This window comes from Helicobacter typhlonius (assembly GCF_001460635.1).
Classification (GTDB): Bacteria; Campylobacterota; Campylobacteria; order Campylobacterales; family Helicobacteraceae; genus Helicobacter_C; species Helicobacter_C typhlonius.
Window position 1 is genome coordinate 1,584,110 of record NZ_LN907858.1, and the last position, 24,978, is coordinate 1,609,087.

Consider the following 24,978-nt stretch of genomic DNA (forward strand, 5'->3'; position numbering starts at 1 on the left):
CAAAGACAATTTTGTACTTAAACCTTGTAAAATCTAAGAATGCTACCATACAAATATCGTTTTGCTCAATCTCTTAAATAGCTTATATATCATCTCGTCTCAATACCCAATGCCGCAGAGATACAAGCCATTAGGCTTAAGGACAAAGCGGTGCGCTCATAATTTGGTAGCGATACAAATAAAACATCAATCGCAATGGTTTGTGTGCCTTGCCTTACTTAACTAGCATATTGATTTTATAGAAAACTTCATATTTCTTTTTGTCTTAAAACATAAAACACCGCTACGCCAACAGCACTCCAAACTATAAGGGCGACAATTGAAGGAGTTTTAAGTGCAGCTGGGGAAAATGGCACAAACTCAAGCAATAAAAATACAATACTCAATAAAATACTAACAAGGTTTAGAATACTTAATGAATGTAACTCGCGCCTTTTGACATAAAAAGCTACAATACTCACATATAAGAATCCTACGATAATCCCCACACAAGCCATATCTACAATATAGAGCAATGCCTCTCTGCCAAAAATCACCATAGAGCAAGAAAGTAACCCAACAATACATACTATGCGATAGGATATGCCAAAACGATTTATATCTAAAAGACTTTTTGGCAAAAAGTGATGAGTGCTTAAGGATTCTAAAAGTTTGCTTGTCGTTATAAAAAAGCCGTTAATGCCACTCAATATAGCACATAGCACACCCACGCACAAACACACTACTCCAGCATAACCAAAGGACTGATAAATCCCCTCATATATCGCCCAAGGATACGAGAGAATATGATAGGCATCTACACCCAAAGCAACAATACAAATAAGCAAAACATAGAGTATATAGCCAATCCAAATTGAAAGATATGTGAAAAGATTAAAAATGCGTTTGTTATAATGTATAGATTCTATGATTTGTGTCGCACATTCAAAGCCTAGATAAGCCCAAGGAGCAAGTGAAAAAACAATCAAAATAGAATGGATATTTAAAGATTCAAAATGTATATAAGAACTAAAATGTATTTGCGATACACTATCAACACTCATCATAATAAAAAATACCACTACACTGCCACATAGCACAAACACGAGCAATTTCTGCAATACAAAAGCTATTTTGATACCTAGAACATTAATAACCCCAATAATAGCGATACTTGCCGCACTCACAAGAATATCTGTAAGATATATAGGTGTATCATTAATATGATACAAAAGGACATAGCCGCTTAAGCCCAAGGAGTTACACATAATGTTTAAGGCGGTAGCATTTAAGGGAATAATACACAAATACGCCAAACTTAAAAACCACCCACAAATAAAGCCGTGTGTCCTACCTAACACTTCAAGTGTAAAGTAAAATTCACCACCGCTTTTCCGCAGTGATGTAAGCAAAAAAGCATAATTTGAGGCGATAACGCAAATTGCTACCCCACCTAAAAAAAGCCCAATAATACTCTCGCTCAAACCAATGCGCGATAAAAACAAATCTTGAGGTAACACAAATGCTCCCCAACCCACAATGCAGCCAACACACAAAAATATGATATTGACATTTTTCATTGCCACATCTCGCCAAAGATTCTATCATAACGATATGGCTCAAAACGCGCAGCGCCACCATTTGGAGTAAATGTCAGCTCCCCTGCAAAGATTCTATTTTGTATACAATACAAATCAACGCGCACATACTTAAATGGTGTCGATAAACACTTAGCTATTGCGCACATATCACGCAAAGATTCAGGTTTTGCTGGGGGAATTTCACTGGGCGGATTGAGATATGTTATATCTAAGACATTCCACTGCGTGTCAAAAAGTGTATTGCGCGTATGGGTAGTGTTTGCCACTTGGATAAATTGAGGCACACCGCCAAAGCAATGGAATCTAAAATCGTGTAAATCTTCCCCCAATAGCTCCTCTGCAAAGATTCTAGGCTCTATATCTTTGTAATGCCACTCTCTATACATCGTATAATAGTTTATTTTAAGATGCTCTGTGAGTTTTTGTGTGGATTGTGTAAGAATTTTAGAATCTGCTAGAAAAACATCTTTATCAGGCACTATTACTACGCCCCCACAATCGTGATTGGTCTTTAAAACAAAACTTTGGGGAAGCTGTGAAAAGTCTATCTCATCTATGCTCTTATAAATACCATAAAGCTTTGGGAGATAAGGACAAGTATTTGTAGCAAACAGCGTATCTGTGAGTAAATCAATAGACTGAAAGAGTGGAGATTGTGGAGAGAGGATAGAATCTAAATATGTGCGATTGCGAATCTGTGTTGTTCTGTGGGTAGGATTAGATTGTAAGCTATCTTGTGGGTTAGTTTCTTTGTAGATTCCTAAAATATTAGAATCTATTTGTTTTAGGCTATAAGGCTGCTCCCCCCCCCCCAACAACTATTTGCATTATCACACTCTTTTAGGAGCGTAGCAATATACATTCTTGCTTTGAGTTTATCTGCTAAGGCAGTATAAATTGGACTTCTATCAAACAAGATTCTATGAATAATTTTTTCATTGTAAGTTTGAGGATTTTTAAAATCCGGCACATAGCCAAAAACTTTTTTATGTCGCTTAATGAAGTATTCTTCATCACTTAGTTTAGCTAAGGCTCTCTCTTTCCATTTTGCCCGTATTGGTCTTATGAAGTTTTTATAGAGACAATTTTCTCTTACAATATCTTTTATTCCCATTTCGAATCCTTTGTAGCTCTAAGGTAACAAAAGTATAATGAAAAATAATAATATTTTAACTTAAAAGGGCAGCACAAATTTTTGCGCAAAATATTACAATAACTCGCTCTAAGCGCATCACTCCTAATGTTTTTCACTATCTTGGTTTTCTAAAGCCTTTTTTGCACTCTCTGCTCCATTTTTCCATAGTGTATGCCTGTGTAAAATGTAGTCTGCACTCACTTTTCCACTAAACATTCCACTAAGCAAAGGACGATTTGCTTTAAAGATAAAAGCAGCTAAATGCCCAATAATTGCTAAAATCATCAAAAACATTCCCAAATTATGCAGCTGCGTAACCCAAAACATTGTCCCCTCACTTAGATTAAATCCCGCTAGGTTTTTATAAGTTTTAATCATTCCAGTAACAACCAAAAGCAAAATCACCATCGCAATTCCCACATAAGCAAGTCTTTGCTCGGGCAAATATTTCTCACTTGGTGGCTCCTCTCCCTTAAACAACATCGCCTTAATCACAGCAATGCTTTTACCAAAATCGCCCTTTTTAGGGAGTATATCAAACTCCTTTCGCCCAAAATGAAACATCAAATGGAATCCCACAAAGAATAATAAAGCAATCGCAAACACATAATGCACAACTAAAGAGATAGAATAATCCCCGCTCCAAGCCATTAAAGGCAATTCATTGAGCATATAACGCTTACTGATTGGCATTTGCAAGATTCCGCTAAAAATAAGCCCAAAAATACTTATTGCAACACCCCAATGCACGATTCTATTTTGCGCACTTTGTCTTTGTATTTTTGCCTCTTTCATTTTCTCTCCTTTTTATCGGTTCTATTTGCCATTGCCACAGCAATACCTCCTGCTATTACCCCCGCAACAGGAGCTAAAAGCACACTTTTAATCAAAGCAGAATCTTCACTCACAAAGTTTTTAATTGCAAGATTCATATGCGGAATCCCCATTTTTTGTGGTTGTTCTTGTGTGAAATTGTGTTTTTGGTTTAAAGATTCTTGGATTTGCTCAAACGACACTGGCGAGACATAAAATGTAGAAGTGCCACCATTTTGCTTATCTCCATAGATGAATGTCCCTTGCTTTTCGCCCTTATATGCTTGTGCTAACGCCCTAGCCTTTTGCAATATCTCTTCTCTATCTCCAAAGATTATGGCTTTTTTAGGGCATTGCACCTCACAAGCTGGTTTTTGATTCTTGGCGAGTAAATCCGCGCAGCTATCGCATTTATACATCGCTCCTCCCCCTGCAAGTTTGGGTGCGATTTTCAAATAGATTCCAACTCCTGCTTGTCTTTGTGGAATCCCCCAAGGGCATACATCTCTACATTTTGCACCGCCAAAGCAATATTCATCATCAATTTTTACTGCGCCATTAGAATCCTTAGAAATCACGCCAAAGGGGCAGAGCTTCTGGCAAGTCGGGTCATCGCAGTGCATACAACGTCTAGGCACATATATGTCTCTATCCTCAACCTTTAGAGATTCCACATAAGTCCAATTATAAGGGGTTAAACGCTTAGCATTTGCTCTATCTTTGGAATAATCCTCATAGACCTTTCGCGGAAAATAATATGGAATCTCCGCTATTGGCTCGGGAAAATTTGTCGTATTTTTTGCTTTACACGCCTCAACACAAGCAGGAATCTCCCTATCTCTGCACCCATCGCACAATCCCAAATCTATAATGGAAGCCATTTTATATTGTGGTTGCTTAGAATCTGTAGATTGTGCCGCATTAACGCTTACAGCACTCACACTTGCCACGCCTAGAAATTTTAAAAAATTTCTACGCGATGTATTTGTCTGATTGTTTTGATTGGTTTCTTCCATAATTTTAACCTTGATTTAGCCTTAAAAATATGGAAGTATATAAAATTGCAAAGAAAATAAAAGTGATATTATCACATTTGCACTAAGCCCTACCCAAACATTCCATTAAAGTCATTTTCAATTTGAGTATATCTAGTGCAGCGGCAATTTGTCTGCGATGATGCGTAGCGTGGTAAAACAACGAAATAGAATAAAGCAATATAAATCTAAGCTATTATAAACAATATTTAATGTATCGTTAATGAGTTTTAATAGATGGAGGTTTGTAGATGAGGATTTTTGGTTTTGATATAGGCATTACAAGCATTGGTTGGGCATATGTAGAGAGCAATGAGCTTAAAGATTGTGGGGTGAGAATCTTTACCAAAGCAGAGAATCCAAAAAATGGAAAATCTTTGGCATTGCCTCGTAGAGAGGCACGGGGAGCTAGGCGTAGGTTAGCACGGAGAAAAGCTAGGCTTAATGCAATTAAAAGGCTGCTTTGCAAAGAGTTTGGGCTAAATGTAAGTGATTATTTTGCAAATGATGGGGAATTACCAAAGGCATACGAGACAACCAAAGATACCAAAAGCCCCTATGAATTGCGCTCTCTTGCTTTGGAGCAAAAGTTAGAGCCTAAAGAGTTAGCAAGAGTGATTTTACACATTGCTAAACATCGCGGCTATGGGAACAAACACGCAAAAACAGGAAGCGATAAAGATTCTGGAAAGGTGCTAAGTGCGATTAAAGTAAATGAAACAGCTATGAAAGATAAGTATCAAAGCGTAGGTGAATATCTCTATAAAGAATTTTATCAAAAGCTAAGATTAGAAAGTGAGAAAAAAGGTAACAATATTACAAAAGAGTTTAAAAATGTGCGCAATAAGGGCGAAAATTACGAGCATTGCGTGGCACAAGAGCAAGTAAGGGCAGAGTTAGAGCTCATCTTTGCAAAGCAAAAAGACTTTGGGGCAACTTTTAGCGAAAATTTTGAATCACAAATCATAGAAACAGCCTTTTACCAAAGGGATTTAAAAAGTTTTGAAGATAAAGTCGGCAAATGTGTGTTTTATGAAAATGAAAATCGCGCACCCAAAGATTCCTTAAGTGCTATGGAGTTTGTCGCGCTCACGCGTATTATCAATACTTTAAAAAATCTTGAGGAGAAAAGTAAGAATCTTGGTATTGGTGAAGTGTATGGGAAAGATAAGATTCAAGAGATTCTAAAAATTGTGCTTGATAAAGGTGAGATGAGCTATAAAAAATTGCGTGAGATTTTACACCTTGATGAGCATATTTTATTTGCTAAAGATTCTAAGCTTGATTATACACAAGGAGTGCAAGAAGCCGAAAAGGCAAAGTTTATTGAGCTAAAAAATCTTAAAGCTTTTAAAAAAGCAATGGGTGGAGACTTTAGCAATTTTGCTCGTGAGGAGCTAGATAAAATCGCTACCGATATTACCCTCGTTAAAAGCAAAGAAAATTTAGCTAAAAAATTGCAAAATTATTCCGCATTAAGCAAGGAGCAAGTAGAAGCCTTAAGCAATTTGAGTTTTGCAAAACATATTGATTTAAGCCTTAAAGCCCTAGAACAGATTCTGCCCTTTATGCGTGGGGACAAAACGGGTAAGTGTTTGCGCTATGATGAGGCGGTGAAAAAGGCAGAATTGCAAGAACATAGAAAGCATAAGCAAAAGGGCGAGTTTTTAATCCCGCTAAAAGACTATGAACCCTATTTAGCAAATCCAGTTGTTGCAAGGGCATTAAGCGAGTATCGTAAGGTGCTAAATGCACTTTTAAGAAAATATGGAAAAGTGCATAAGATTCATTTAGAATTTACGCGTGAGGCAAAACTAAGCGCAAAAGAGAGGCAAAAGTATGAAAAAGAACAAAAAGAGCATTTTGAGGCGAATCAAAGAGCAATACAGCAATGCGAGATTCTAGGATTACCCATTAATGGCACAAATATTCTTAAGATGAAGCTTTGGTTAGAGCAAGGGGAATGTTGTGCTTATAGTGGAGAGAAAATCACAAGAGAACATTTGCTAGATTCTAATGCCTTGCAAGTGGATCATATTTACCCCTACTCGCGTAGCTTTGATGATAGTTATATGAATAAGGTGCTTGTGTTTGCTAAGGAAAATCAGGATAAGGGAAACAAAACACCCTTTGAAGCCTTTGGGGGTGATAAGGAGAAATGGGATAGGATTCTTAGCCTTAGCGCAAAACTCCCCAAGCAAAAGCAGCGCAGAATCAGCAATACAAACTTTAAAGATAAAGAGGGCGGATTTCTTGCGCGAAATCTCAATGACACAGGCTATATTGCAAAGTTAGCAAGTCAATGGACGAAAGATTGTCTAGAGTTTGAAGATTTGCGTGAAAATGAAGTAACGATTGCAGGAGAAAAGGGCAGCAGTGTGCATATAGAGGTGGTAAGCGGACAGCTTACATCAATGCTTAGGCATTATTGGGGCTTGGGTAATAAAGATAGAAACAATCATCTCCACCACGCAGTGGATGCAGTTATCTTAGCCTATACCAACAATGCGATGATTAAAGCATTTGCAAATTTTAGAAAAAATCAAGAGGAAAATAAGAAAAAATTCTATGCTAAGCAAATTGCAGAATCTGAATACAAAGCCAAAAAAGCATTTTTTGAGCCTTGCAAGAATTTTAGGCAAAGAGTTGAAGAAAAAATTAAAGAAATCTTTGTCTCCAAGCCTCCTAGAAAAAGGGTTAGAGGGGCTTTGCACCAAGAAACTTTTTATCCTTTTGAAAAATTATGCAACGATAAAGAATATTCTGAAAAATTAAAAATGGATTATGGCGGGGAAAAGGGTATGCAAAAGGCGATTGCTCTTGGAAAAATCCGCCAAATTGGCACAAAGATTGTGAGTAATGGTGCAATGGTGCGCGTAGATATTTTTAAAGACAAAAAGGGTAAATTCTATGCTGTGCCAATCTATACAATGGATTTTGCACTTGGAATCCTGCCTAATAAAGCAGTAGCCATAGGCAAAGATAAAGACGGAGTGATTAAGGATTGGATAGAAATGGATTCCAATTATGACTTTTGCTTCTCGCTTTTTAAAGATGATTTAATCTTGGTGCAGAAAAAAGAAATGGAAAGGGCGGAGTTGTGCTATTTTGTAAGTTTTGGTTCTACCAATGCACAAATTAATGTAGAAAAGCACAACAATAAATTTGAGGGCTTAAGCGAGAATGAAAAGATTCTCTATTCTAACGCCACACAAAAGGAGGTGGCAGGTAAAAGCATAGGAATCCAAAATCTTAAAACTTTTGAAAAATACCAAGTCTCGCCTTTGGGTGAAGTGCAAAAGGCAGAGTTTGAACCCCACCAAGAGATTAAGCTCAAAAGCAGTCCTAAAAGAAAAGACTAAGATTTCTATAAGGAGGGCAAGGAATGTTTGATTCAGCCTTTCGCACCTTATTTTTAAGCACACCCGCGCGATTAAGCCTAGAGGATAGGCATCTTTGCATAACCCAAAAAAACAAAGAAAGTGTAAAGATTCCACTTGTAGATATTTTGTGCGTGATGCTAGAATCTCATCAAATCACATTGACAAATGCACTGCTTAATGCATTTGCTCTGCATAAAATCGTTGTTTTTACCTGCGATGAATCCCACCTACCAAGTGGGCTATTTATGCCATTTTTAGGGCATTTTAGAAGTTTTAGCGTGTTGCAATCCCAAATTAACTTAAGCAAACAAAGAAAGGCGATTTTGTGGCAGCAAATCATCAAGGCAAAAATTCACAACCAAGCCCTTTTACTAAAAATGCAAAACAAAAAAGAATATAAGGAGTTAGAATCTTTAGCAAAAAGTGTGAATTTAGGGGATTCAAACAATAATGAAGCCAAAGCAGCGGCAATTTATTTCAAAGCTCTTTTTGGCAAAAACTTCTCCCGCAAGGTGCAAATTTTTGAAGATAGCAAAATGGGAACGATAAATGCTGCACTCAATTATGCTTATGCACTGACGAGAGGGATTATCGCAAGAAGCCTTTGCGTAAGCGGACTAAATCCTGCACTTGGGATAAATCATAAAAATCAGTTTAATGCCTTTAACTTAGCAGATGATTTGATAGAACCTTATAGAATCTTTGCAGATTCTGTTGTTGTGCAGATGGTTGAAGTTGGAGAATTAGAGGAGAGCTTAAGTTTGCAAAATCGTGCGAGGCTCGTAGATATTTTGCAGAGTGCGGTTATCGTAGAAAATAAGCTTTATCCACTTACTCGTGCAGGTGTTGTGAGTGTGCAAAGTGTAGTGAAATGCCTTGAGAGAGAAAATTTCAAGCTTAAACTTCCGCTATTTTGCGAGGAAAAAAGTAATGGAAGAAAAATTTATGAGAGTGCTAGTGATGTTTGATATGCCAACTTGCAGCAAAAAAGAGCGTAAAGATTATGCCAGATTCCGTAAGAGTCTTATCAAAGATGGATTTATGATGTTGCAATATAGCGTATATATGAGAATCTGCAAAGGTGTAGCAAGTGCCAATAATTATTTAGATAAGGTGAGTTTGATTGTGCCTCCCAAAGGGCATATTAGGGCACTAATTCTTACCGAAAAGCAATTTGATAATATGCGATTATTGCTTGGCAAAAGAAGTGAGAATGAAAAAGCAAACGCACCAAGACAGCTTACGCTTTTTTAGTCTATTGTCAAGTTATAAGGACAAAGTTTCTAAAGACTTAATCGCTAAAATGTTTGAAAATACTTATTGGTAAAAAGATTTAAAGTAGATTCGGTTTTAAGGGATTGTAACCCTACGGAGACCGAAAACTCCTTATTTTAGCCGCTTATTAAATTCTATGTGGGGATTATATCTTAGATTTTCTTAAAAATCACTCATCTAAGATATTTTAAGCCTTTAAAGTCTTTCAAATACCGCAAAATACGATAATTGAGAAAGTATATTTTACCATAAAAGAATTTAATAAGCGGCTAAAACGTGATTTGGTCCCATTTTTGGTGCAAGACAAATTTTACCATAAAAGAATTTAATAAGCGGCTAAAACTTAGCGACAGCTGTCCCATCCTTATCTATGATTTTACCATAAAAGAATTTAATAAGCGGCTAAAACGCAAGTATCTCAAGAATATGTATGGTTTTTATTTTACCATAAAAGAATTTAATAAGCGGCTAAAACCTTGTTAAATTTCTTTCTCGATTTATGTGTATTTTACCATAAAAGAATTTAATAAGCGGCTAAAACTCACGGCAATACGCAATGTTCCTAAATACGATTTTACCATAAAAGAATTTAATAAGCGGCTAAAACTTGAACAAATACATCATATACTGATGTTCAATTTTACCATAAAAGAATTTAATAAGCGGCTAAAACTTATCCCTGTGTCAGCTGAATGTTTTCGTGATTTTACCATAAAAGAATTTAATAAGCGGCTAAAACGTTACTTATAGAGCCTATGATGAGTTTCAATTTTACCATAAAAGAATTTAATAAGCGGCTAAAACCTCTGGAGCAAATTATGTTACGCAGTGGAAATTTTACCATAAAAGAATTTAATAAGCGGCTAAAACGTTTGTGTTGCTCGTTATAAAAGAAAGGCTATTTTACCATAAAAGAATTTAATAAGCGGCTAAAACTTGCCAGTAGAATCAGTGTCATCAGTAGGGATTTTACCATAAAAGAATTTAATAAGCGGCTAAAACGTTCGTCCTCGCTTTGCATATTCGCAAGGTATTTTACCATAAAAGAATTTAATAAGCGGCTAAAACGGTTTGCAGAAAAAAGATTTTCAAAAGGTAAATTTTACCATAAAAGAATTTAATAAGCGGCTAAAACCTCATTGATATGCAGGGTTTAATCAAATCTGATTTTACCATAAAAGAATTTAATAAGCGGCTAAAACGTGTCAATGCCACGACTTTTATCGACAAAAATTTTACCATAAAAGAATTTAATAAGCGGCTAAAACTCCAGACAAAAGATGGTTTTATCGGAATGCATTTTACCATAAAAGAATTTAATAAGCGGCTAAAACTTTCAGCTCCAGAGCCTCAACAGGAAGTGAAATTTTACCATAAAAGAATTTAATAAGCGGCTAAAACTCTCCTCCCGATATGCTTACCGCAATTTATATTTTACCATAAAAGAATTTAATAAGCGGCTAAAACCTGCTTCACAATCTTGCTCACTCACTTCAATTTTACCATAAAAGAATTTAATAAGCGGCTAAAACATCCCGAATGTTGAAACAAAAAAGGTTGAATTTTACCATAAAAGAATTTAATAAGCGGCTAAAACTCTCTTTGATACGCTCTACCTGTGTTCGGGATTTTACCATAAAAGAATTTAATAAGCGGCTAAAACTCTCTTTGATACGCTCTACCTGTGTTCGGGATTTTACCATAAAAGAATTTAATAAGCGGCTAAAACTAATACTTTGATATGTTGAGCATTAACAAGATTGCCATATCATTATTATGATTTCATACATTTGATACCAAAATAAAGGAGGAGCAATGAAAGCAAAAGTTATGAGTTTAGCACTGATGTTAGCCTTATCTAGCACGCTCTTTGCTACACCGCCGGTCCCTACAAAGCCACAGCCACATATCAAGGGCGTTTTACCAGAGGTTTTTAACAATGCGAGTTTTGATAAAAAAAGAGAGGCTTTAAAAGCAGATTTCAAGGAAAGGGAAGCCATTGATAAGAAAAGAGAGGAATTAAGAGGCAAAATCAAAGCACTAGAGCTAGAGAAAAAAATCCTAGAAATCAACTTGCAAGAGGCAAAGGCAACAAGAGATGATACTAAAATTAACGCGACTTTAGCTCAAATCGTGCAACAAGAAGCAAAGATTTCACAAGAAAAGGCTAAAGAAAAGCAAATTATCGCCGAAATGGAACAAAGCGCAATTAGTAAGATTAACAAGATTTTAGGATATTAAGGAGATTCTATCAATCCGCACAATGCACTTGCTTGGCTGAATTTCTTTATCGCCGATGTGCGAGATGGTTTAGGTCCCTATTTGGGTGTGTTTTTGAAACAACACAACTTTATGGAATCCCAAATCGGGCTTATCTCCACAATTGCCTCCCTTTGTGCATTACTTTTTGCAATCCCCTTAGGGATTTTCATAGACAAGACATCGCACAAAAAAGCCCTGATAGCCTTTTGTATCCTCGCCATAGTCTTTGCGACTTTGGCAAATTACTTCTACCCACATTTTGGCTTTACGCTTTTAGCCCAAATGAGTGTAGCTCTGTGCGGAGTGTGCCTTGCTCCCGCATTTGCAGCCCTCACACTTGGAATCGTGGGACTATCTGATTATAGCAGACAAGTGAGCCTCAATGAAGCCTATAAACACGCAGGAACAGCCTTTAGCGCATTGCTTAGTCTTGGATTCGCATTTTATTATGGAATCGGTGCGATTTTTGTGATTACCGCGCTTATGGGCGTATTCTCACTTTTGTTTCTTAGCCTTATACGCAGTAGTAGCATTAATCATAAAGTCGCAAGGGGGCAAGAGGACGACACGAGTATATCTCTATGGGAAGCCTTAAGCGATAAATCCGTGCTTATCTTGGGTGCGGCGATGTTTTGCTTTCATTTGAGTAATGCGTATATGCTCCCCTTGCTTAGTCAAAGGGCGCACACGCTTGGCATTGATTCTAGCGGGGCATATGCAGCTGCGACAATCCTTATTGCTCAAAGCACAATGATTGCGGTTTCGCTCGTGTGTATGAAGATTCTCACGCGTCCTCATTCTCTTGCAGTTGCTCCCCGCTTTTCTCAAGTTTATTTTATCCTAATGGCTCTTTGCTTTGTTGCTCTTATTGTGCGCGGGGGCATAGCAGCGCATTTTGAAAATCTTATCGGAATGGTCGCTACACAGATTCTTGATGGCATTGGAGCCGGGATTACAGGCGTGATTTTACCTGTTTTAGTAGCGATAATGTTGCGCGGAAGCGGACATATCAATGCTGCCCTTGCCTGTGTGATGACTCTTGGCAGCATAGGCGCAGCACTAAGCGGGAGTTTGGGAGGATTTATAGCGCAATATTATGGATATTTTTATGCGTATATCGCCCTCTCTTGTGTTGCCTTTGCGGGATTGCTGCTTTGGATTGTCTCTTTTAAAATCTTAGAGACACAAAGGCGGTGGGGTTAGGTGGATAAAGCAAACTAAAACGCAAGATTATACCTAATTTCCCCTAATAATTCGTCCAAGAAAATGCACTTTTATTCGTATCAAGCTCTTTAAGAATCCGCATATCCTGCGCACTTAAAGAAAAATCAAAGACATTAAGATTTTCTTGCATTCTTGCTCTTTTAGAAGTTTTTGGTATGACAGAGATTCCTTGTTCAATCAAAAATCGTAAAACCACCTGCGCGGGTGTTTTGTTGTATTTTTGTGCTATGTTTTTCAGTGTGGGATTTTCTAAAATTGAACCTTTCCCCGCGATAAAAGGACTCCAGCTTTGCAACAAAGTTTTTTTGCTCTTCATCGCCCCTCTTAAGGGCTTTTGTTGGAGGAGTAAATGTGTCTCGCACTGATTAATCGCAGGAATCACCTCACAAGATTTCACAAACTCACTATACGCCTTCGCACCAAAGTTTGAAATACCTATGCTCTTTAAAATACCTTGCTTATAAAAGCTCTCCATTGCTCTATACATCGCCTTAGATTGAGAGTATGGCATATGGATAAGCAAAGAATCAATATAATCAAGCCCTAAAGTTTTTAAGGATTTTTCAATGGATTTTTTTGCTAAATCCTCGCTACTTGATTCTAAAAGCTTAGTTTGGATAAAAAACTCCTCACGTTTGATTCCGCCTTTTACTGCCGCATTTATCGCTGCTCCAAGCTCGGCTTCATTATTATACATCTGTGCGCTATCAAAGAGCCGATAACCCACCTCTATGGCTTCGCTCATCGCCTTTTGCCCTGCTTTACCCGTAAGCGAATAAGTGCCAAGCCCAAGAATGGGCATTTTAACGCCATTATTGAGGGTGAGAGTTTGCATTTTTGCTCCTTTTTTGGAAATTTGTTTCAAATCTTGTGCGAAAAGTGGATAAGGTATATAAGCCCCGAGTGTCGCTACTCCTGTGAATTGTGCTAGATTCTTTAAAAAGTCCCTACGATTTGTCATTATACGATTTCATAGAATCCTCCTTGTTTGTAAAATAGATTGTGTAATTATACAGCCTGATACTAAGTATTTGTCAAGGGGTGAAAGAAAATATATTAAAAATTATGAAGCAAGTATTGCGCTACTAATCTAGCTAAAAGCCAAGTAAATATAAACCTCGTAGTTCTTTAGCTCCAAGCGAAGCTAAAGATTTCAAGCTACCTAAAATTTATGATAGTGCCCTTAATCCCACGACAGAGATAATAATAAGTGCGATGAAAAAGAGTTTTTTTGCATTTTTGCTTTCTTTAAAAAACACCACGCCCACAAGCACGCCTCCAGCTGCGCCGATGCCTGTCCATATCGCATAGGCTGTCGCCATTGCAATGCCCTGCATAGCCATTGATAGCAGAGCAAAGCTTAGCATAAACTGCACCAAAAGCCCAAGCAAAAAGATTTTTCGCCCACTTAGGGAGTATTTTTTCATCGTAATTACGCCTATGATTTCCATACAACCAGCCATTATGAGATACACCCAGCTCATTTTGCCTCCTTGATAGAATCTTGCACGATTTCATCAATTCCCAAATCGTGTGAGAGCGTTTCTGCGAGTTTTTCGCCTTGAGTTTCCTCTGTCTTATCTGCTGAAAGCTTTAGCCCCACCACGCCAAGAAGTAAGGTCGCGATAAAGAGGATTTTAAGAAGTGAGAAAGGCTCACCAAAGATAAGGATTTCAGCAAGTGTAATGCCCGCTGTGCCAATGCCCACAAACACGCTATAAGCAATACCAATCTCTAAGACTTTTATCGCTAGAATCATACTTACAGAGGATATGAGAATCCCGATTCCTGTGAGTGTGTAAAAAAAGAGATTATCGGAATATTTTAACCCACTCGCCCAAAAGCATTCTACAATGCCACCAAAAAGCACCAATCCCCACGCGAGATTGTGGGTAAGTTTGATATTTTTCATTTGTTTCCTTTGTTTTGTTTTATACATTTTATGGGTTCAAAAAGCCAAAGCCCATAAATGTAATTAGAATTTATGTAATGATGTGATGTGTAAAGGTGAGAAGCAGAGCTTTAAAGTGAGGAGATAGAGAAAAAATAGATGAGAAACGCAAACGATTGATAGCCTTGGTCCCAAAACATTGCCTATCCCTCCATTTTAAGAATCTTAAATTTGTGGCATTATAGCATAAAAGCTATATCTCTTGCACTGCCAAGCACAACACTTGTGTATTTAATAGTTTGCAAAAAAGTTTAAGAAATTTATCTTTATCTACCCTAACATTCCATTAAAGTCATTTTCAATTTTGAGTATATCTAGTGCGGCGGCAATTTGTCCGCGATGATGTGTAGCGTGGTTTAAAAGTGCGAGGATAAAAAATCCACGAGATTTTTTAAACTCTACACCCGGAAAGCTAAGTGTGGCAATGCTTTCAAAATCCTCAATGGATTCTATCAACGCGATGATTTTGCTATCTACCTTGCTTCGCAATGCCTCAAATGCCGATATGTCCTCATAAATTGCACTTTGCAATCTCTGTTTAGATGTTACAGAGGCGAAAATCTCCTCTACGCCCTCCAGCTTTTTGGGCGCAAACGCACCAAAAGCCCCCAAAACAATGCCAATATCACCACAGAGGATATGCTCCGCTGTTTGCATCACACTGCCATAATACAACCCACAATCCTTATACAACACTTCCTTTGGGCATTTCTTAAAAGTCGCAAACATATTTGTATTTGCAAGCTGATTGTATTGCGCCTGAAGCAACAAAGTCTTTTTCATTTTCTCTCCCTTTTGTGTAAAATCTGCGCCATTATACCACTTTAAGATTCTATATTTCAATGAGGCTTATTCTTTGGCACATTTTAAGCTCTTTGGAAGAGAGTAGCTTGATAAGCGCAGCGGCATAAGTGCTATAAGACACTTTGCTTTCGCCCTTTGCATTGAGCTTAAACTCTCTTCGCCAAGTAGAATCCTATCTCAAGGAAGTAGCAACTTATTGCCTTTACTCACAAGTTTTTGATAGAATCTGCTCAAAAACTCAAGGAGAGAGTATGCTCAATGTCATTTTTGATATGGACGGCACACTCATTGATAGCGAAGATTGTATTTGTGCGGCGATTAATGAAATACGCGCAGATAAGAATCTGCCACCGCTAGAGTATGACTATATCAAACGCGTAACGCACACACCGGGTTTGGGTTGTGCAAAAATCTTTTATCATATCGATGATTTCCCCCACCCAAGCTATAAAATGGGGTTTGAGGATTATTTTAGCAGACATTACGAACAAGATGCGCGGCTCTTTGAGAATGTAGAGTGGCTTTTGAATGAATGTAAGAAAAATGGCTATTTTTTAGCTATTGCCTCAAATGCCCCACAAGAAAGTCTTTGTCCTATTTTAAAGCGACATAATATTTTGCATTTTTTTGACGAAGTGCTAGGCGCACAACAAAATTTAGAATCCAAGCCAAGTGCAATGATGATAGAGAGAATCTTGCAACGCGCCCCTGTGCGTAAAAGTGCGTTTGTAGGTAATGGCACAAAAGATAGAGGTGCGGCACAAAATGCGAAGATTCCATATTTTCACGCAAAATGGGGCATAGAAAAAGATAATCTTAAGGAAGATGAATTTAACAATGCTAAAGATTTGTTTGCACAATTGCAAGAATTAGCAATGGCATAAATGATAAATCTTTCATATAAATTATATGCGCTAATAGCATAGGGCAACAAAATAAGCGAGTTTCAACCAATGCCTTTTGATTCTAAAGCCTCACAATCATCAAAGATTTAAAAAAAGCAAAACTCCATATCCTAAAAAATATGCTTTGTAACAAGTTGTGCGTTTGCAAAGAGTGAGAGTGTGAATCCTGTAATATCAAGGCTCACAAATATCACAAATAAAAGCTGATTAAAGTTTGAGCGCGTCAGCAAAAAAAGACTAAGCGGAAATAATATAAGCCCCAATCCTAAAAAAAACCACCCAAGCGCACAACATAGCACAGCAAGGTAAAAAATATTGTGGTTATTATGCGGATTCATATCATTTCACAAGCACGCGTTCAAGCACTTCTTTAATATCGCTTACGCCGATAATCTCTAGCTTATCAAGCACTTCTTTTGGAATATCCTTCAAATCACGCTCATAGTTTTTTTGCGGAATAAGCGCAGTTTTTATCCCTGCCTTATGCGCAGCGATAAGTTTTTCGCGTAATCCACCAATAGCAAGGACATTCCCGCGCAATGTGAGTTCGCCTGTCATTGCAATATGTGCGTAAATTTTAGAATCTGTGAGAATAGAGGCAATCACACACGCCATAGCAATCCCCGCACTCGGTCCGTCCTTTGGTGTCGCGCCTTCAGGCACGTGCAGATGAATATCATAGAGCTGATAAATAGGATTTTTGTGAGTTTCTTTAGGCTTTAGAATCTTCTTATCAAGTAACATTTTTACCACAGAATGCGCTATGTGCGCGGATTCTTTCATCACATCACCCAAACTTCCTGTGAGCGTAAGCGCACCCTTGCCCCTAATCTTTAACGCCTCAATTTTTAGCACATCGCCGCCCACACTCGTCCAAGCAAGTCCATTGACAACACCGATTGTGTTTTTCTTATCTGCTGGGGAAATTTCAAACACGATTTTATCCAAAAACTCACCCACATTGTGCGGTGTGATAACTACATTTTTTTTGCCCTTTAAAATCAAAGTCGCGCCTTTACGCATAATCTGTGCGATTTTATGTCTTAGGCTTCGCACCCCTGCTTCGCGCGTGTAAGATTCTATAATAGTCTTAAGCGCGGGAGTGGTGATTTTTAGCTCATCTTGACTTAAGCCGTGTTTTTGTAACTCCTGCGGGATAAGATATTTCTTTGCAATCTCACATTTTTCTTGCGGGGTATAAGAGGAGATAGAAATAAACTCCATTCTATCACGCAAAGGTGCTGGAATTGTGCTAATATCATTTGCAGTAGCGATAAAAATCACCTGCGACAAGTCAATGTCAAAATTTGTATAATAATCTCTAAAGGCGTGATTTTGCTCCGGGTCTAGAATCTCAAGCAACACGCTCGTGGGGTCGCCTCGATAGCTCCTGCCGACTTTATCAATCTCATCAAGCACCACCACAGGATTCATTTCTTTTGCCTCAATCAGTCCTTGCGTAATGCGTCCGGGCATTGCGCCGATGTAGGTGCGGCGATGTCCGCGCAATTCATTCACATCTTCTAGTCCACCGAGAGCAATACGCACGAGTTGGCGTTTAATAGCTTTTGCAATAGAGTTTGCAAGGCTTGTTTTCCCCACACCCGGTGGTCCATAGAAACACAAAATTGTGCCTTTTTCTTGCTTGTTTTCATTTTTTGGCTGAATCTTTGTGTCTTTTTTGCCCTCTTGTTCTTTGCGCGCTTGTTCTTCTCTCTGTGCCACAAGCTCTTTTACTGCAAAATACTCCACAATACGTTCTTTTGGCTTCTCCAATGAATAATGGTCTGTATCAAGCTGTTTGGCGACTTTTTGAATAGAAAGCTTTTGTTTTGCGTATTTGCCAAATGGTATCTCAAGCACCCATTCGATGTAGTTTTGCAAAATATTCGCATCGCCGCTATCTTGGTGCATACGAGAGAGACGTTTAATCTGCTTTTGCACCTCTTTATAGGCATTCTCATTCATATAAGGCTTTAGGGCGTTAAGCTTTTGCTCATATTGCTCCATTTCCTCATCACGCATATTTTCTGTGCCAAGCTCCTTTTGAATCTGCTTGAGCTGCTCTTTGAGGAAATATTCCTTATTGACTTGCTCCATTTTATTATGTACTTTGCTTTTAATCTCTTTTTGCAATCTTTGGGCTTGTGTCTCCTCAATCACAATTTCAATAAGACCCAACACTCGCTCTTCTACATCATCTTTAGCAAAAATATCATAAGCTTGTTTTTTAGATAATCGCATAGCTGAAGCAACAAAATCCACAATACGATTTGGCTCATCATTATTTTCTATAGTCTTAAGAAAATCAGGCGAGAAACGTCCATCAAGATTAGCCAAATGCAAGATTTTTTCGTGCAGCACCTGTAAAAGTGCATTCATTTTATTACTTTCATATTCTCTGTATGAGAATATATCAACCTCCACCTGCAAGGAATCTGTAGCAGAGTGGAGCACAGATAGAATCTTGCCACGATACAAACCCTTAAAAAGTAGCTTGACGCGCCCTTCTGGCAATGCCACCTCACGCATAATGCTCCCAATCACACCCACATTATGAAATGGAAACTCCCCTTTGTCGTCCTCATTTTCAAACCCAATAAAAATAAGCCCATTTCTCTCTGTTGCTTTATGCGCCGCCTTTATATGTTCTTCATTGCTAATAAAAAGCGGGGCTATCATAAAAGGATATATCAGCTCATCTTCTGTAATGATGGGCATAGTCATTGGAAAATCACTCGATTCTAAAGTATTCATTTGCTTCTCCTACCAATTAAACATACGCACATACCAAGGGACATACGAGGCTTTGGGATTAAAATGCGTAAAAAGTTCCTCATCATTGCGCTTTAAGTATTCCTCTGCGGCGCTATCTTTGCCCTGCTTGCTATACACGTGCGCAATTGAGCGATTAAGCTCGATTTGCCCTAGCTCAAACTTCAACGCGATATACTCCACATAGGGCACATAGCGACTATGCGGGAATGTGCGCAAAAAAGCCTGTGTATCGCTAATACTTTGCGCAATAAACTCTTGGTCCTTGCTGTAATTTTTGAATCCATAAAAGTTTGCCAAAATCTTCAAATAATGCGCATAGTCTTGATTCTCAAAAGACGCATATCGCTTCAAATACTCATCAAAATAAAAACTCGCCAAAAGATATTCATCTTTCTCCATATGTGCCTCGCCGAGTATCAGCATTGCTTCAGCTAAAAGAGGTGAGTTGATATGCTCACTCTGCAAAGAGGCAAAAAAACTATCTGCACCCTCAAGATTCCCAAAATTTATCTCTTTGATTATAGATTCATACCAATACGAAGCGGACTTATTGTATTCTGCTTCTTTTTTCGCACAACCAGAATATACAAAAAAAGCACATAAAATCAGCACTAAGGTATTTATTTTCATCAAAAACCTTTTAATTTTTTAAAATAAAACGCACATTATAGCTTTAGATTTTATTATTTTGGTATAAAAACACATATTTGTGCTATAATCTGTGTTTTTAACACTTTAATAAAGGCAAAGTTAAGAGTAAGGTATGGGAGCAAAAAATGGTTTTTGAAGTCAAACTGCCAATTTTAGGTTTTGAGGAAGTCAAAAAAATGAAGCTTGAAAAAATCGATGATTTATTTATGAAGCTTTCTAATGTTGATAGCGAAGTGCCACACTTCACACTTGTGAATCCATTTTTGCTTCGAGAATATGAATTTGATGTCCCCTCAAATGTGAAAATTTTGCTTGATTTAGATAATGCTAAAAATCTACTTATTGCTAATATTATGGTGATTCAAAAGCCTATTGAAAACTCTACGATTAATTTCCTCGCTCCCTTAGTATTTAACTTTGACAACCTTACAATGGCGCAAGTCGTGCTTGATAGCACACAATACCCGATGTATAGCCTAAGCGACCCTATCGGCACATACTACAACAAAGAGGAAGCAGAAAAAGGTGAGCAGTCCTCACCCGTAAGAGACAACTAATGAAAACCCTCCTTGTGTTAGGATATGGCAATATCGCACAAGCCATATTATGCAAGAATCTCCACATTGCTACACATTATGATGAGATTTTTATCATTGGGCGAGATTCTAAAAAAGCACAGGATTTTATTGAATCTTACTTGCCAAGTGCCCAAGTTCTCCCAGCACACACAAATAATCAAGGGCAATATGAGATTGAATGCGAGGGGAAGGACATTCTACTTTGCACCAAGCCTAAGGGCATAGAAAGCTTTAGATTTATAGGCAAAGCGCGGTGCGTGTATAGCGTCCTAGCAGGTGTAAGTGTGAAAGCCATACAATCACATATAGAATCTACATATATCGTGCGTGCTATGCCTAATATCGCTGCTTTAAGCAAACTCTCCGCCACTGCCTTTTATTACGCGCAAGAGGGCGCAGGAGCAGATTCTATTCTCCACATAGAAGTCATTCCATTTATAGAATCCTTTGGCAATGCCGTGCAAGTGGATAATGAAATTTTAATAGAATCTAGCATCGCCCCAAGTGGAAGTGGCATTGCCTTTCTCGCCCTTGTGGCTGAATCTCTCATTGACGCGGGTGTGCTAGAGGGGCTTACACACGCGCAAAGTAGCGCATTGGTAAAGCAGTGTTTTGCGGGATTTAGCGCGGAGTTAGCACATAAAAGCCCAAGTGAGATTAAATACGCCATTTCAAGCCCGGGTGGCACGACTATTCGAGGGATTAAATCCCTAGAGCAAAGCGGAGTGCGGGGTGCGTTTATAGAAGCCGCGCATATCGCCGTGCAATACGCTAAAGACTGCAGTGCGAAAAATCAGCCCGAAAAAGCGATTCAATCACAAAAGCCACAGAATCTAAAAGCATAGGTCTTCTATGCAGGTAGAACTTCAAGCACAAGATGGCAAAGCTAGGGCATTAAACCTCACTCTAGCCCACGCACAGGTGCAAACGCCTGTTTTTATGCCTGTGGGCACACAAGGCTGTGTCAAGGCACTTGATAGCCTTGATATGAAGAATCTTTTGGGTGCGAAAATTATCCTTGCAAATACCTACCATATGTATTTGCGCGTAGGTATTGAGCGACTTAAAAACTTCGGCGGGATTCATAAGTTTGCCAATTTTGGCGGCAACTACCTTAGCGATAGCGGAGGATTCCAAGCCTTTAGCCTCAATCAAAACACAAAAATAAGCGATGAAGGCATAGGATTCAAATCCCATATTGATGGTTCAAAGCATTTTTTCTCTCCCGAATTTGTGCTAGATATGCAATATGCACTCAATAGCGACATTATGATGGTGCTTGATGATTTGGTGGGCTTACCCGCAAATGATGAGCGTTTGGCAGATTCTATTCGGCGCACGAGTGATTGGGCGCAAAGGAGTTTTGATTATCATCAAGCACAAAAAGCGCGAGGCGTGGGCTTAGATAATCATCTTTTTGCAATTATTCAAGGGGGTATAAGCAAACATTTCCGCACGCTTTCAGCTAGGCAATTAACTAACATAGGGGAGTTTGATGGCTTTGCCATTGGTGGATTAGCTGTGGGAGAGAGCGCAGAGGAGATGTATAAGTGTATCGCGCACACTACCGAGCTTATGCCCTGCTACAAACCGCGTTATCTTATGGGCGTTGGCACACCGGAGAATATTATAGAATCTATCGCTTTGGGCGTGGATATGTTTGACTGCGTAATGCCTACGCGCAACGCACGAAATGCCACACTTTTTACACATTTTGGCAAGATTAATATCAAAGCCGCACAATATGCAAATGACGAAAACCCTATTGATAGCAAATGCGACTGCTACACCTGCAAAAACTTCAGCCGAGCATATCTCTGCCACCTCTTCCGCTCGAATGAAATCACCTATCATCGCCTCGCCTCTTTGCATAATCTGCATTATTATCTTAGTCTCACAAAAGGGGCGAGAGAGACGATTTTGGCAGGAAGATTTAAAGAATATCGTGCCCTATTTTATAACTTGCGTGAAATGGAGATACCCGATGAATATTAAGCAACAACGCACAGAATCTATGCTACAAGAAATCCTTAGTGGGGCACTTTCACAACTCAATGACACACAGATTAATAGCCTTAGCATTACCGATGTGAAATGCTCCAAAGGTAAGCAAAGCGCGGAAGTTTTTATAGAAGCTACCGACATATCCCCAAACGAAAGAAAACTCATCGTGCAAAAGCTCAACAAAGCACAGGGGATTCTAAAAGATTATATTCTTAGCTCCACACAATGGTTTCGCGCACCGAACCTACGTTTTAGCTTTGATGATTCTTTAAAAAATGCAAACACACTTGATTCAATCTTTGCACAAATCGCCAAAGAAAAAAGCTCAAAAAACTAAAAAAGGAAAGCTATGCTATCAGCCCAAACAGACGAAAAAATCGCCAAAATGGCTCAAAGCCTTGGACTATATATTTATGATATTTCTATGCTTAAAGAAAATGACAATAATATTTTGCGTGTAAGCATCACGCGCAAAGCCCCTATGCAGAAGCTAGATTCACAAAGCAGTGCGGTAAGTTTGCAGGACTGCCAAAGCCTAAGCGAGATGATTTCGCCACTGCTTGATGTAGAAGAATCTAATCTGCCAAGCTACTTTTTAGAAGTAAGCTCTCCGGGATTAGAGCGGATTCTCAAAACTCCCACACATTATAGCTTTTCGCTCGGCGAGGAAGTAAGCGTGAAATGCACGGACAAAAGTGTGATTGAGGGTATTTTAGAAAATATTGATGAAAACAGCATAGAAGTGCGCACACAAGGCGGTGTCAAATGTGTGTCATTTGCGGATATTAAAAAAACAAAGGTTACCTTTGCGCTCCCTTGATGAACTTTTATTACACCATTGTTGCACACTTGCGTGGGAACATCAAACATTAGCCCTACCAAACCCGAGTGTAGGCGCACTCATTGTCGCTCCAAATGAAGACATCATAGGCGTAGGGGTGCATATCCTCGTAGGTTCACCCCACGCGGAGATTCTCGCGATGAAAGAGGCGTATTACACGCTCACGCAAGATAAACAGATACTCAATCTTACAGAAAGCAAAGACATTCATCAATACTTACTTAACAATCATCAAGGCATCTTTACGCAATGCGCCCTCTATGTGAGCCTTGAACCCTGCAATCATCAGGGCAAAACACCACCTTGTGCTGCACTCATAGCAGAACTTCAATTTGCCAAGGTATGTATCGCCACTACCGAATCTCATCAACTTGCCAAGGGTGGCTTAGACTATCTCCTTAGCAAACATATCAATGCTTCTGTGAATCTGGCACTAGAGCATTATGCAAAATCCTTGCTTCTACCCTTTGAAACAATGCGCACAAAGGGGCGATTCGTGCTTTTTAAACTTGCTCAAAGACTTAATGGTGATTACAAAAATGGGCGCATATCCTGCCAAGATTCACAAATTTTTACACATAATCAACGCAGCGTGTGTGATTATATATGTATATCAGGCGCGACCTTAAGGACGGATAATCCACAACTTAACGCACGATATGCGACTACTCCCTATGATAGCACCAAAGCACCGCAGGTGCTTGTATTTTCACATACACAAAATAAGCTTAAAGCAGAAAATAAAATCCTTGAAAATCGTGTGCATTTTAGTGCAGACATTCGCGATGTACGCGAATTAAAGGGCTTTGTGATTATTGAGGGAGGCTATCATCTTTTGCATAGTATGCGCTCAGAAATAGATATGCTTTTGCTAATGCAATCCCCACATACCACGCAAGATTCACAAACACAAACAGGCTTTGATGAAAGCTTTAGCCTTATCCACCAAAACACACTCGGGAGTGATGTCGCGCTATGGCTTGTGTAGATATTTATCAGCTTGAAAATGCTTATTGTTACAACACAGATAGCCTTATCCTCGCGCATTTTGCTAAGGTTTTTTTAAAAAAGCATTTTAATGTTTTAGACATTGGCGCAGGAAGTGGCATTTTAGGCATACTCTGTGCGCGTGAGATTAGCTCTCTTGGTGGTAAGACAGAGATTTATCTTGTTGAAAAAGACGAGGCAATGAGCATCTTGGCGCAAAAAAATAGTGCGCCCTTTGGTGGCGTGGTGCATTGTGTGGATTTTTTGGACTTTAAGCCCGAGCATAAGTTTGATTTTATTATCAGTAATCCGCCATTTTATACCAAGGGTGCGCTTTTGGGTGATAATGAGCGCAAAAATATGGCGAGATTCCAACATTTTTTGCCACCTCAAGCTTTGATGCAACACATCAAGCGCATTTTAAAGCCAAATGGCACTTTGTGTATGTGCTATGATGCAAGGCTTTGTGCGGAGATTTTCTATGAGACGCAAAAAAATGGGTTACATATCAATGTGGCACAATTTGTGCATTCTCTCAAAAATAGAGAGGCAAATCTTGTGCTTTTTAGGGCACAGATTCAATCCAAATCACCGCTACGCGTGTTGCCACCACTTTTTACGCATTTAAGCCCATCTCAAAGCGACAACACGGACGAGTTGAAAGCGATTTATGCGTGGGCGCAAACGCGTAGCATAAAAATCACACAAGAAGCCTTAGAATTGCTTAAAGATTCTAAAAGCCGTGTATAATATATGAAGAGAATCTAAAGAAG

25 protein-coding genes and 1 CRISPR repeat array are annotated in these 24,978 nt (G+C 38.7%); of the genes, 13 read left to right on the forward strand and 12 right to left on the reverse strand.

What is annotated here, in order from left to right; translation table 11 throughout:
- Positions 1 to 248 precede the first annotated feature (248 nt).
- From BN2458_RS07890 to BN2458_RS07910, 5 genes are all read right to left on the reverse strand, one after another.
- Positions 249 to 1,559, reverse strand: coding sequence for an APC family permease (locus BN2458_RS07890; RefSeq protein ID WP_034327900.1), 1,311 nt, complete (start codon positions 1,557 to 1,559; stop codon positions 249 to 251).
- The gene (locus tag BN2458_RS09750) at positions 1,556 to 2,398 is read right to left on the reverse strand and encodes an ATP-grasp fold amidoligase family protein (protein WP_231944769.1); all 843 of its coding nucleotides are present in this window, start codon (positions 2,396 to 2,398) and stop codon (positions 1,556 to 1,558) included. The genes BN2458_RS07890 and BN2458_RS09750 overlap by 4 nt, the downstream gene beginning before the upstream one ends.
- Positions 2,365 to 2,694, reverse strand: coding sequence for a hypothetical protein (locus BN2458_RS07900; RefSeq protein ID WP_173644083.1), 330 nt, complete (start codon positions 2,692 to 2,694; stop codon positions 2,365 to 2,367). Before BN2458_RS07900 ends, BN2458_RS09750 begins: the two co-directional genes overlap by 34 nt.
- Before the next feature lie 123 nt (positions 2,695 to 2,817).
- On the reverse strand, positions 2,818 to 3,510 hold the full coding sequence (locus BN2458_RS07905) for a formate dehydrogenase subunit gamma (protein WP_034327903.1): 693 nt from the start codon (positions 3,508 to 3,510) through the stop codon (positions 2,818 to 2,820).
- Positions 3,507 to 4,544 (reverse strand): 4Fe-4S dicluster domain-containing protein, encoded by a 1,038-nt coding sequence (locus BN2458_RS07910; RefSeq protein ID WP_034342353.1) that lies wholly within the window; start codon positions 4,542 to 4,544, stop codon positions 3,507 to 3,509. Before BN2458_RS07910 ends, BN2458_RS07905 begins: the two co-directional genes overlap by 4 nt.
- A 269-nt stretch (positions 4,545 to 4,813) precedes the next feature.
- On the opposite strand from BN2458_RS07910, the gene cas9 reads away from it, so the two are divergent.
- From cas9 to BN2458_RS07935, 5 genes are all read left to right on the forward strand, one after another.
- Positions 4,814 to 7,924 (forward strand): type II CRISPR RNA-guided endonuclease Cas9, encoded by a 3,111-nt coding sequence (gene cas9 / locus BN2458_RS07915; RefSeq protein ID WP_034342349.1) that lies wholly within the window; start codon positions 4,814 to 4,816, stop codon positions 7,922 to 7,924.
- Between the two features lie 23 nt (positions 7,925 to 7,947).
- Complete coding sequence (gene cas1, locus BN2458_RS07920) at positions 7,948 to 8,913, forward strand: type II CRISPR-associated endonuclease Cas1 (RefSeq protein WP_064504568.1); 966 nt, start codon at positions 7,948 to 7,950, stop codon at positions 8,911 to 8,913.
- On the forward strand, positions 8,876 to 9,199 hold the full coding sequence (cas2, locus tag BN2458_RS07925) for a CRISPR-associated endonuclease Cas2 (protein WP_034342347.1): 324 nt from the start codon (positions 8,876 to 8,878) through the stop codon (positions 9,197 to 9,199). Before cas1 ends, cas2 begins: the two co-directional genes overlap by 38 nt.
- A 261-nt stretch (positions 9,200 to 9,460) precedes the next feature.
- Positions 9,461 to 10,949: a CRISPR direct-repeat array (repeat unit 36 nt; unit sequence ATTTTACCATAAAAGAATTTAATAAGCGGCTAAAAC).
- Between the two features lie 86 nt (positions 10,950 to 11,035).
- Positions 11,036 to 11,461 (forward strand): hypothetical protein, encoded by a 426-nt coding sequence (locus BN2458_RS07930; RefSeq protein ID WP_034327914.1) that lies wholly within the window; start codon positions 11,036 to 11,038, stop codon positions 11,459 to 11,461.
- A 36-nt stretch (positions 11,462 to 11,497) separates the two neighbouring features.
- Positions 11,498 to 12,685 carry an MFS transporter gene (locus BN2458_RS07935; protein WP_328591387.1) on the forward strand — a complete coding sequence of 396 codons (1,188 nt, stop codon included), beginning with the start codon at positions 11,498 to 11,500 and terminating at the stop codon, positions 12,683 to 12,685.
- Positions 12,686 to 12,728: 43 nt separating this feature from the next.
- Here the strand turns inward: BN2458_RS07935 and BN2458_RS07940 are convergent, their stop codons facing one another.
- The 4 genes from BN2458_RS07940 to BN2458_RS07955 form a co-directional block, all read right to left on the reverse strand.
- Positions 12,729 to 13,541 carry an aldo/keto reductase gene (locus tag BN2458_RS07940; RefSeq protein ID WP_034342638.1) on the reverse strand — a complete coding sequence of 271 codons (813 nt, stop codon included), beginning with the start codon at positions 13,539 to 13,541 and terminating at the stop codon, positions 12,729 to 12,731.
- A 334-nt stretch (positions 13,542 to 13,875) separates the two neighbouring features.
- Entirely contained in the window at positions 13,876 to 14,190 is a 315-nt protein-coding gene (locus BN2458_RS07945; RefSeq protein ID WP_034342342.1) for a DMT family transporter, read from the reverse strand.
- Entirely contained in the window at positions 14,187 to 14,618 is a 432-nt protein-coding gene (locus BN2458_RS07950) for a DMT family transporter (protein ID WP_034342339.1), read from the reverse strand. Before BN2458_RS07950 ends, BN2458_RS07945 begins: the two co-directional genes overlap by 4 nt.
- A gap of 309 nt (positions 14,619 to 14,927) precedes the next feature.
- Positions 14,928 to 15,440 (reverse strand): DinB family protein, encoded by a 513-nt coding sequence (locus tag BN2458_RS07955; protein ID WP_058122086.1) that lies wholly within the window; start codon positions 15,438 to 15,440, stop codon positions 14,928 to 14,930.
- A 272-nt stretch (positions 15,441 to 15,712) separates the two neighbouring features.
- Here BN2458_RS07955 and BN2458_RS07960 point away from each other — a divergent pair, with 272 nt between their 5' ends.
- Positions 15,713 to 16,345 (forward strand): HAD family hydrolase, encoded by a 633-nt coding sequence (locus tag BN2458_RS07960; RefSeq protein WP_034328472.1) that lies wholly within the window; start codon positions 15,713 to 15,715, stop codon positions 16,343 to 16,345.
- 131 nt (positions 16,346 to 16,476) lie between these two features.
- Here BN2458_RS07960 and BN2458_RS07965 read toward each other — a convergent pair whose 3' ends face one another.
- The 3 genes from BN2458_RS07965 to BN2458_RS07975 are packed head-to-tail and all read right to left on the reverse strand — an operon-like array spanning position 16,477 to position 19,774.
- Entirely contained in the window at positions 16,477 to 16,704 is a 228-nt protein-coding gene (locus BN2458_RS07965) for a hypothetical protein (RefSeq protein WP_052082063.1), read from the reverse strand.
- A gap of 1 nt (position 16,705) precedes the next feature.
- Positions 16,706 to 19,123 carry an endopeptidase La gene (gene lon, locus BN2458_RS07970; protein ID WP_034342337.1) on the reverse strand — a complete coding sequence of 806 codons (2,418 nt, stop codon included), beginning with the start codon at positions 19,121 to 19,123 and terminating at the stop codon, positions 16,706 to 16,708.
- Between the two features lie 9 nt (positions 19,124 to 19,132).
- Positions 19,133 to 19,774 carry an outer membrane protein assembly factor BamD gene (locus BN2458_RS07975; RefSeq protein WP_138109666.1) on the reverse strand — a complete coding sequence of 214 codons (642 nt, stop codon included), beginning with the start codon at positions 19,772 to 19,774 and terminating at the stop codon, positions 19,133 to 19,135.
- Between the two features lie 146 nt (positions 19,775 to 19,920).
- Between BN2458_RS07975 and fliW the strand changes: the two genes are divergently transcribed.
- From fliW to BN2458_RS08010, 7 genes are read left to right on the forward strand one after another with little or no spacing between them, the layout of a single operon-like run.
- Complete coding sequence (fliW, locus tag BN2458_RS07980; protein ID WP_034326187.1) at positions 19,921 to 20,352, forward strand: flagellar assembly protein FliW; 432 nt, start codon at positions 19,921 to 19,923, stop codon at positions 20,350 to 20,352.
- Positions 20,352 to 21,218 (forward strand): pyrroline-5-carboxylate reductase, encoded by an 867-nt coding sequence (locus tag BN2458_RS07985; RefSeq protein ID WP_058122087.1) that lies wholly within the window; start codon positions 20,352 to 20,354, stop codon positions 21,216 to 21,218. Before fliW ends, BN2458_RS07985 begins: the two co-directional genes overlap by 1 nt.
- 7 nt (positions 21,219 to 21,225) lie before the next feature.
- Complete coding sequence (gene tgt, locus BN2458_RS07990; RefSeq protein ID WP_034342335.1) at positions 21,226 to 22,368, forward strand: tRNA guanosine(34) transglycosylase Tgt; 1,143 nt, start codon at positions 21,226 to 21,228, stop codon at positions 22,366 to 22,368.
- Positions 22,358 to 22,714, forward strand: a complete 357-nt coding sequence (rbfA, locus tag BN2458_RS07995; protein WP_034326192.1) for a 30S ribosome-binding factor RbfA — start codon at positions 22,358 to 22,360, stop codon at positions 22,712 to 22,714. The genes tgt and rbfA overlap by 11 nt, the downstream gene beginning before the upstream one ends.
- Positions 22,715 to 22,726: 12 nt before the next feature.
- Positions 22,727 to 23,197, forward strand: a complete 471-nt coding sequence (locus BN2458_RS08000; protein WP_034326194.1) for a ribosome maturation factor RimP — start codon at positions 22,727 to 22,729, stop codon at positions 23,195 to 23,197.
- On the forward strand, positions 23,145 to 24,206 hold the full coding sequence (gene ribD, locus BN2458_RS08005) for a bifunctional diaminohydroxyphosphoribosylaminopyrimidine deaminase/5-amino-6-(5-phosphoribosylamino)uracil reductase RibD (RefSeq protein WP_231944770.1): 1,062 nt from the start codon (positions 23,145 to 23,147) through the stop codon (positions 24,204 to 24,206). Before BN2458_RS08000 ends, ribD begins: the two co-directional genes overlap by 53 nt.
- On the forward strand, positions 24,194 to 24,955 hold the full coding sequence (locus tag BN2458_RS08010) for a tRNA1(Val) (adenine(37)-N6)-methyltransferase (RefSeq protein WP_034342331.1): 762 nt from the start codon (positions 24,194 to 24,196) through the stop codon (positions 24,953 to 24,955). The genes ribD and BN2458_RS08010 overlap by 13 nt, the downstream gene beginning before the upstream one ends.
- Positions 24,956 to 24,978 lie beyond the last annotated feature (23 nt).

Coding starts and splice junctions, on each gene's coding strand:
- BN2458_RS07890 (WP_034327900.1), bottom strand. CDS start 1,559: ATGAAAAATGTCAATATCATATTTTTGTGTGTTGGCTGCATTGTGGGT.
- BN2458_RS07900 (WP_173644083.1), bottom strand. CDS start 2,694: ATGGGAATAAAAGATATTGTAAGAGAAAATTGTCTCTATAAAAACTTC.
- BN2458_RS07905 (WP_034327903.1), bottom strand. CDS start 3,510: ATGAAAGAGGCAAAAATACAAAGACAAAGTGCGCAAAATAGAATCGTG.
- BN2458_RS07910 (WP_034342353.1), bottom strand. CDS start 4,544: ATGGAAGAAACCAATCAAAACAATCAGACAAATACATCGCGTAGAAAT.
- cas9 (WP_034342349.1), top strand. CDS start 4,814: ATGAGGATTTTTGGTTTTGATATAGGCATTACAAGCATTGGTTGGGCA.
- cas1 (WP_064504568.1), top strand. CDS start 7,948: ATGTTTGATTCAGCCTTTCGCACCTTATTTTTAAGCACACCCGCGCGA.
- cas2 (WP_034342347.1), top strand. CDS start 8,876: ATGGAAGAAAAATTTATGAGAGTGCTAGTGATGTTTGATATGCCAACT.
- BN2458_RS07930 (WP_034327914.1), top strand. CDS start 11,036: ATGAAAGCAAAAGTTATGAGTTTAGCACTGATGTTAGCCTTATCTAGC.
- BN2458_RS07940 (WP_034342638.1), bottom strand. CDS start 13,541: ATGCAAACTCTCACCCTCAATAATGGCGTTAAAATGCCCATTCTTGGG.
- BN2458_RS07945 (WP_034342342.1), bottom strand. CDS start 14,190: ATGAGCTGGGTGTATCTCATAATGGCTGGTTGTATGGAAATCATAGGC.
- BN2458_RS07950 (WP_034342339.1), bottom strand. CDS start 14,618: ATGAAAAATATCAAACTTACCCACAATCTCGCGTGGGGATTGGTGCTT.
- BN2458_RS07955 (WP_058122086.1), bottom strand. CDS start 15,440: ATGAAAAAGACTTTGTTGCTTCAGGCGCAATACAATCAGCTTGCAAAT.
- BN2458_RS07960 (WP_034328472.1), top strand. CDS start 15,713: ATGCTCAATGTCATTTTTGATATGGACGGCACACTCATTGATAGCGAA.
- BN2458_RS07965 (WP_052082063.1), bottom strand. CDS start 16,704: ATGAATCCGCATAATAACCACAATATTTTTTACCTTGCTGTGCTATGT.
- lon (WP_034342337.1), bottom strand. CDS start 19,123: ATGAATACTTTAGAATCGAGTGATTTTCCAATGACTATGCCCATCATT.
- BN2458_RS07975 (WP_138109666.1), bottom strand. CDS start 19,774: ATGAAAATAAATACCTTAGTGCTGATTTTATGTGCTTTTTTTGTATAT.
- fliW (WP_034326187.1), top strand. CDS start 19,921: ATGGTTTTTGAAGTCAAACTGCCAATTTTAGGTTTTGAGGAAGTCAAA.
- BN2458_RS07985 (WP_058122087.1), top strand. CDS start 20,352: ATGAAAACCCTCCTTGTGTTAGGATATGGCAATATCGCACAAGCCATA.
- tgt (WP_034342335.1), top strand. CDS start 21,226: ATGCAGGTAGAACTTCAAGCACAAGATGGCAAAGCTAGGGCATTAAAC.
- rbfA (WP_034326192.1), top strand. CDS start 22,358: ATGAATATTAAGCAACAACGCACAGAATCTATGCTACAAGAAATCCTT.
- BN2458_RS08000 (WP_034326194.1), top strand. CDS start 22,727: ATGCTATCAGCCCAAACAGACGAAAAAATCGCCAAAATGGCTCAAAGC.
- BN2458_RS08010 (WP_034342331.1), top strand. CDS start 24,194: ATGGCTTGTGTAGATATTTATCAGCTTGAAAATGCTTATTGTTACAAC.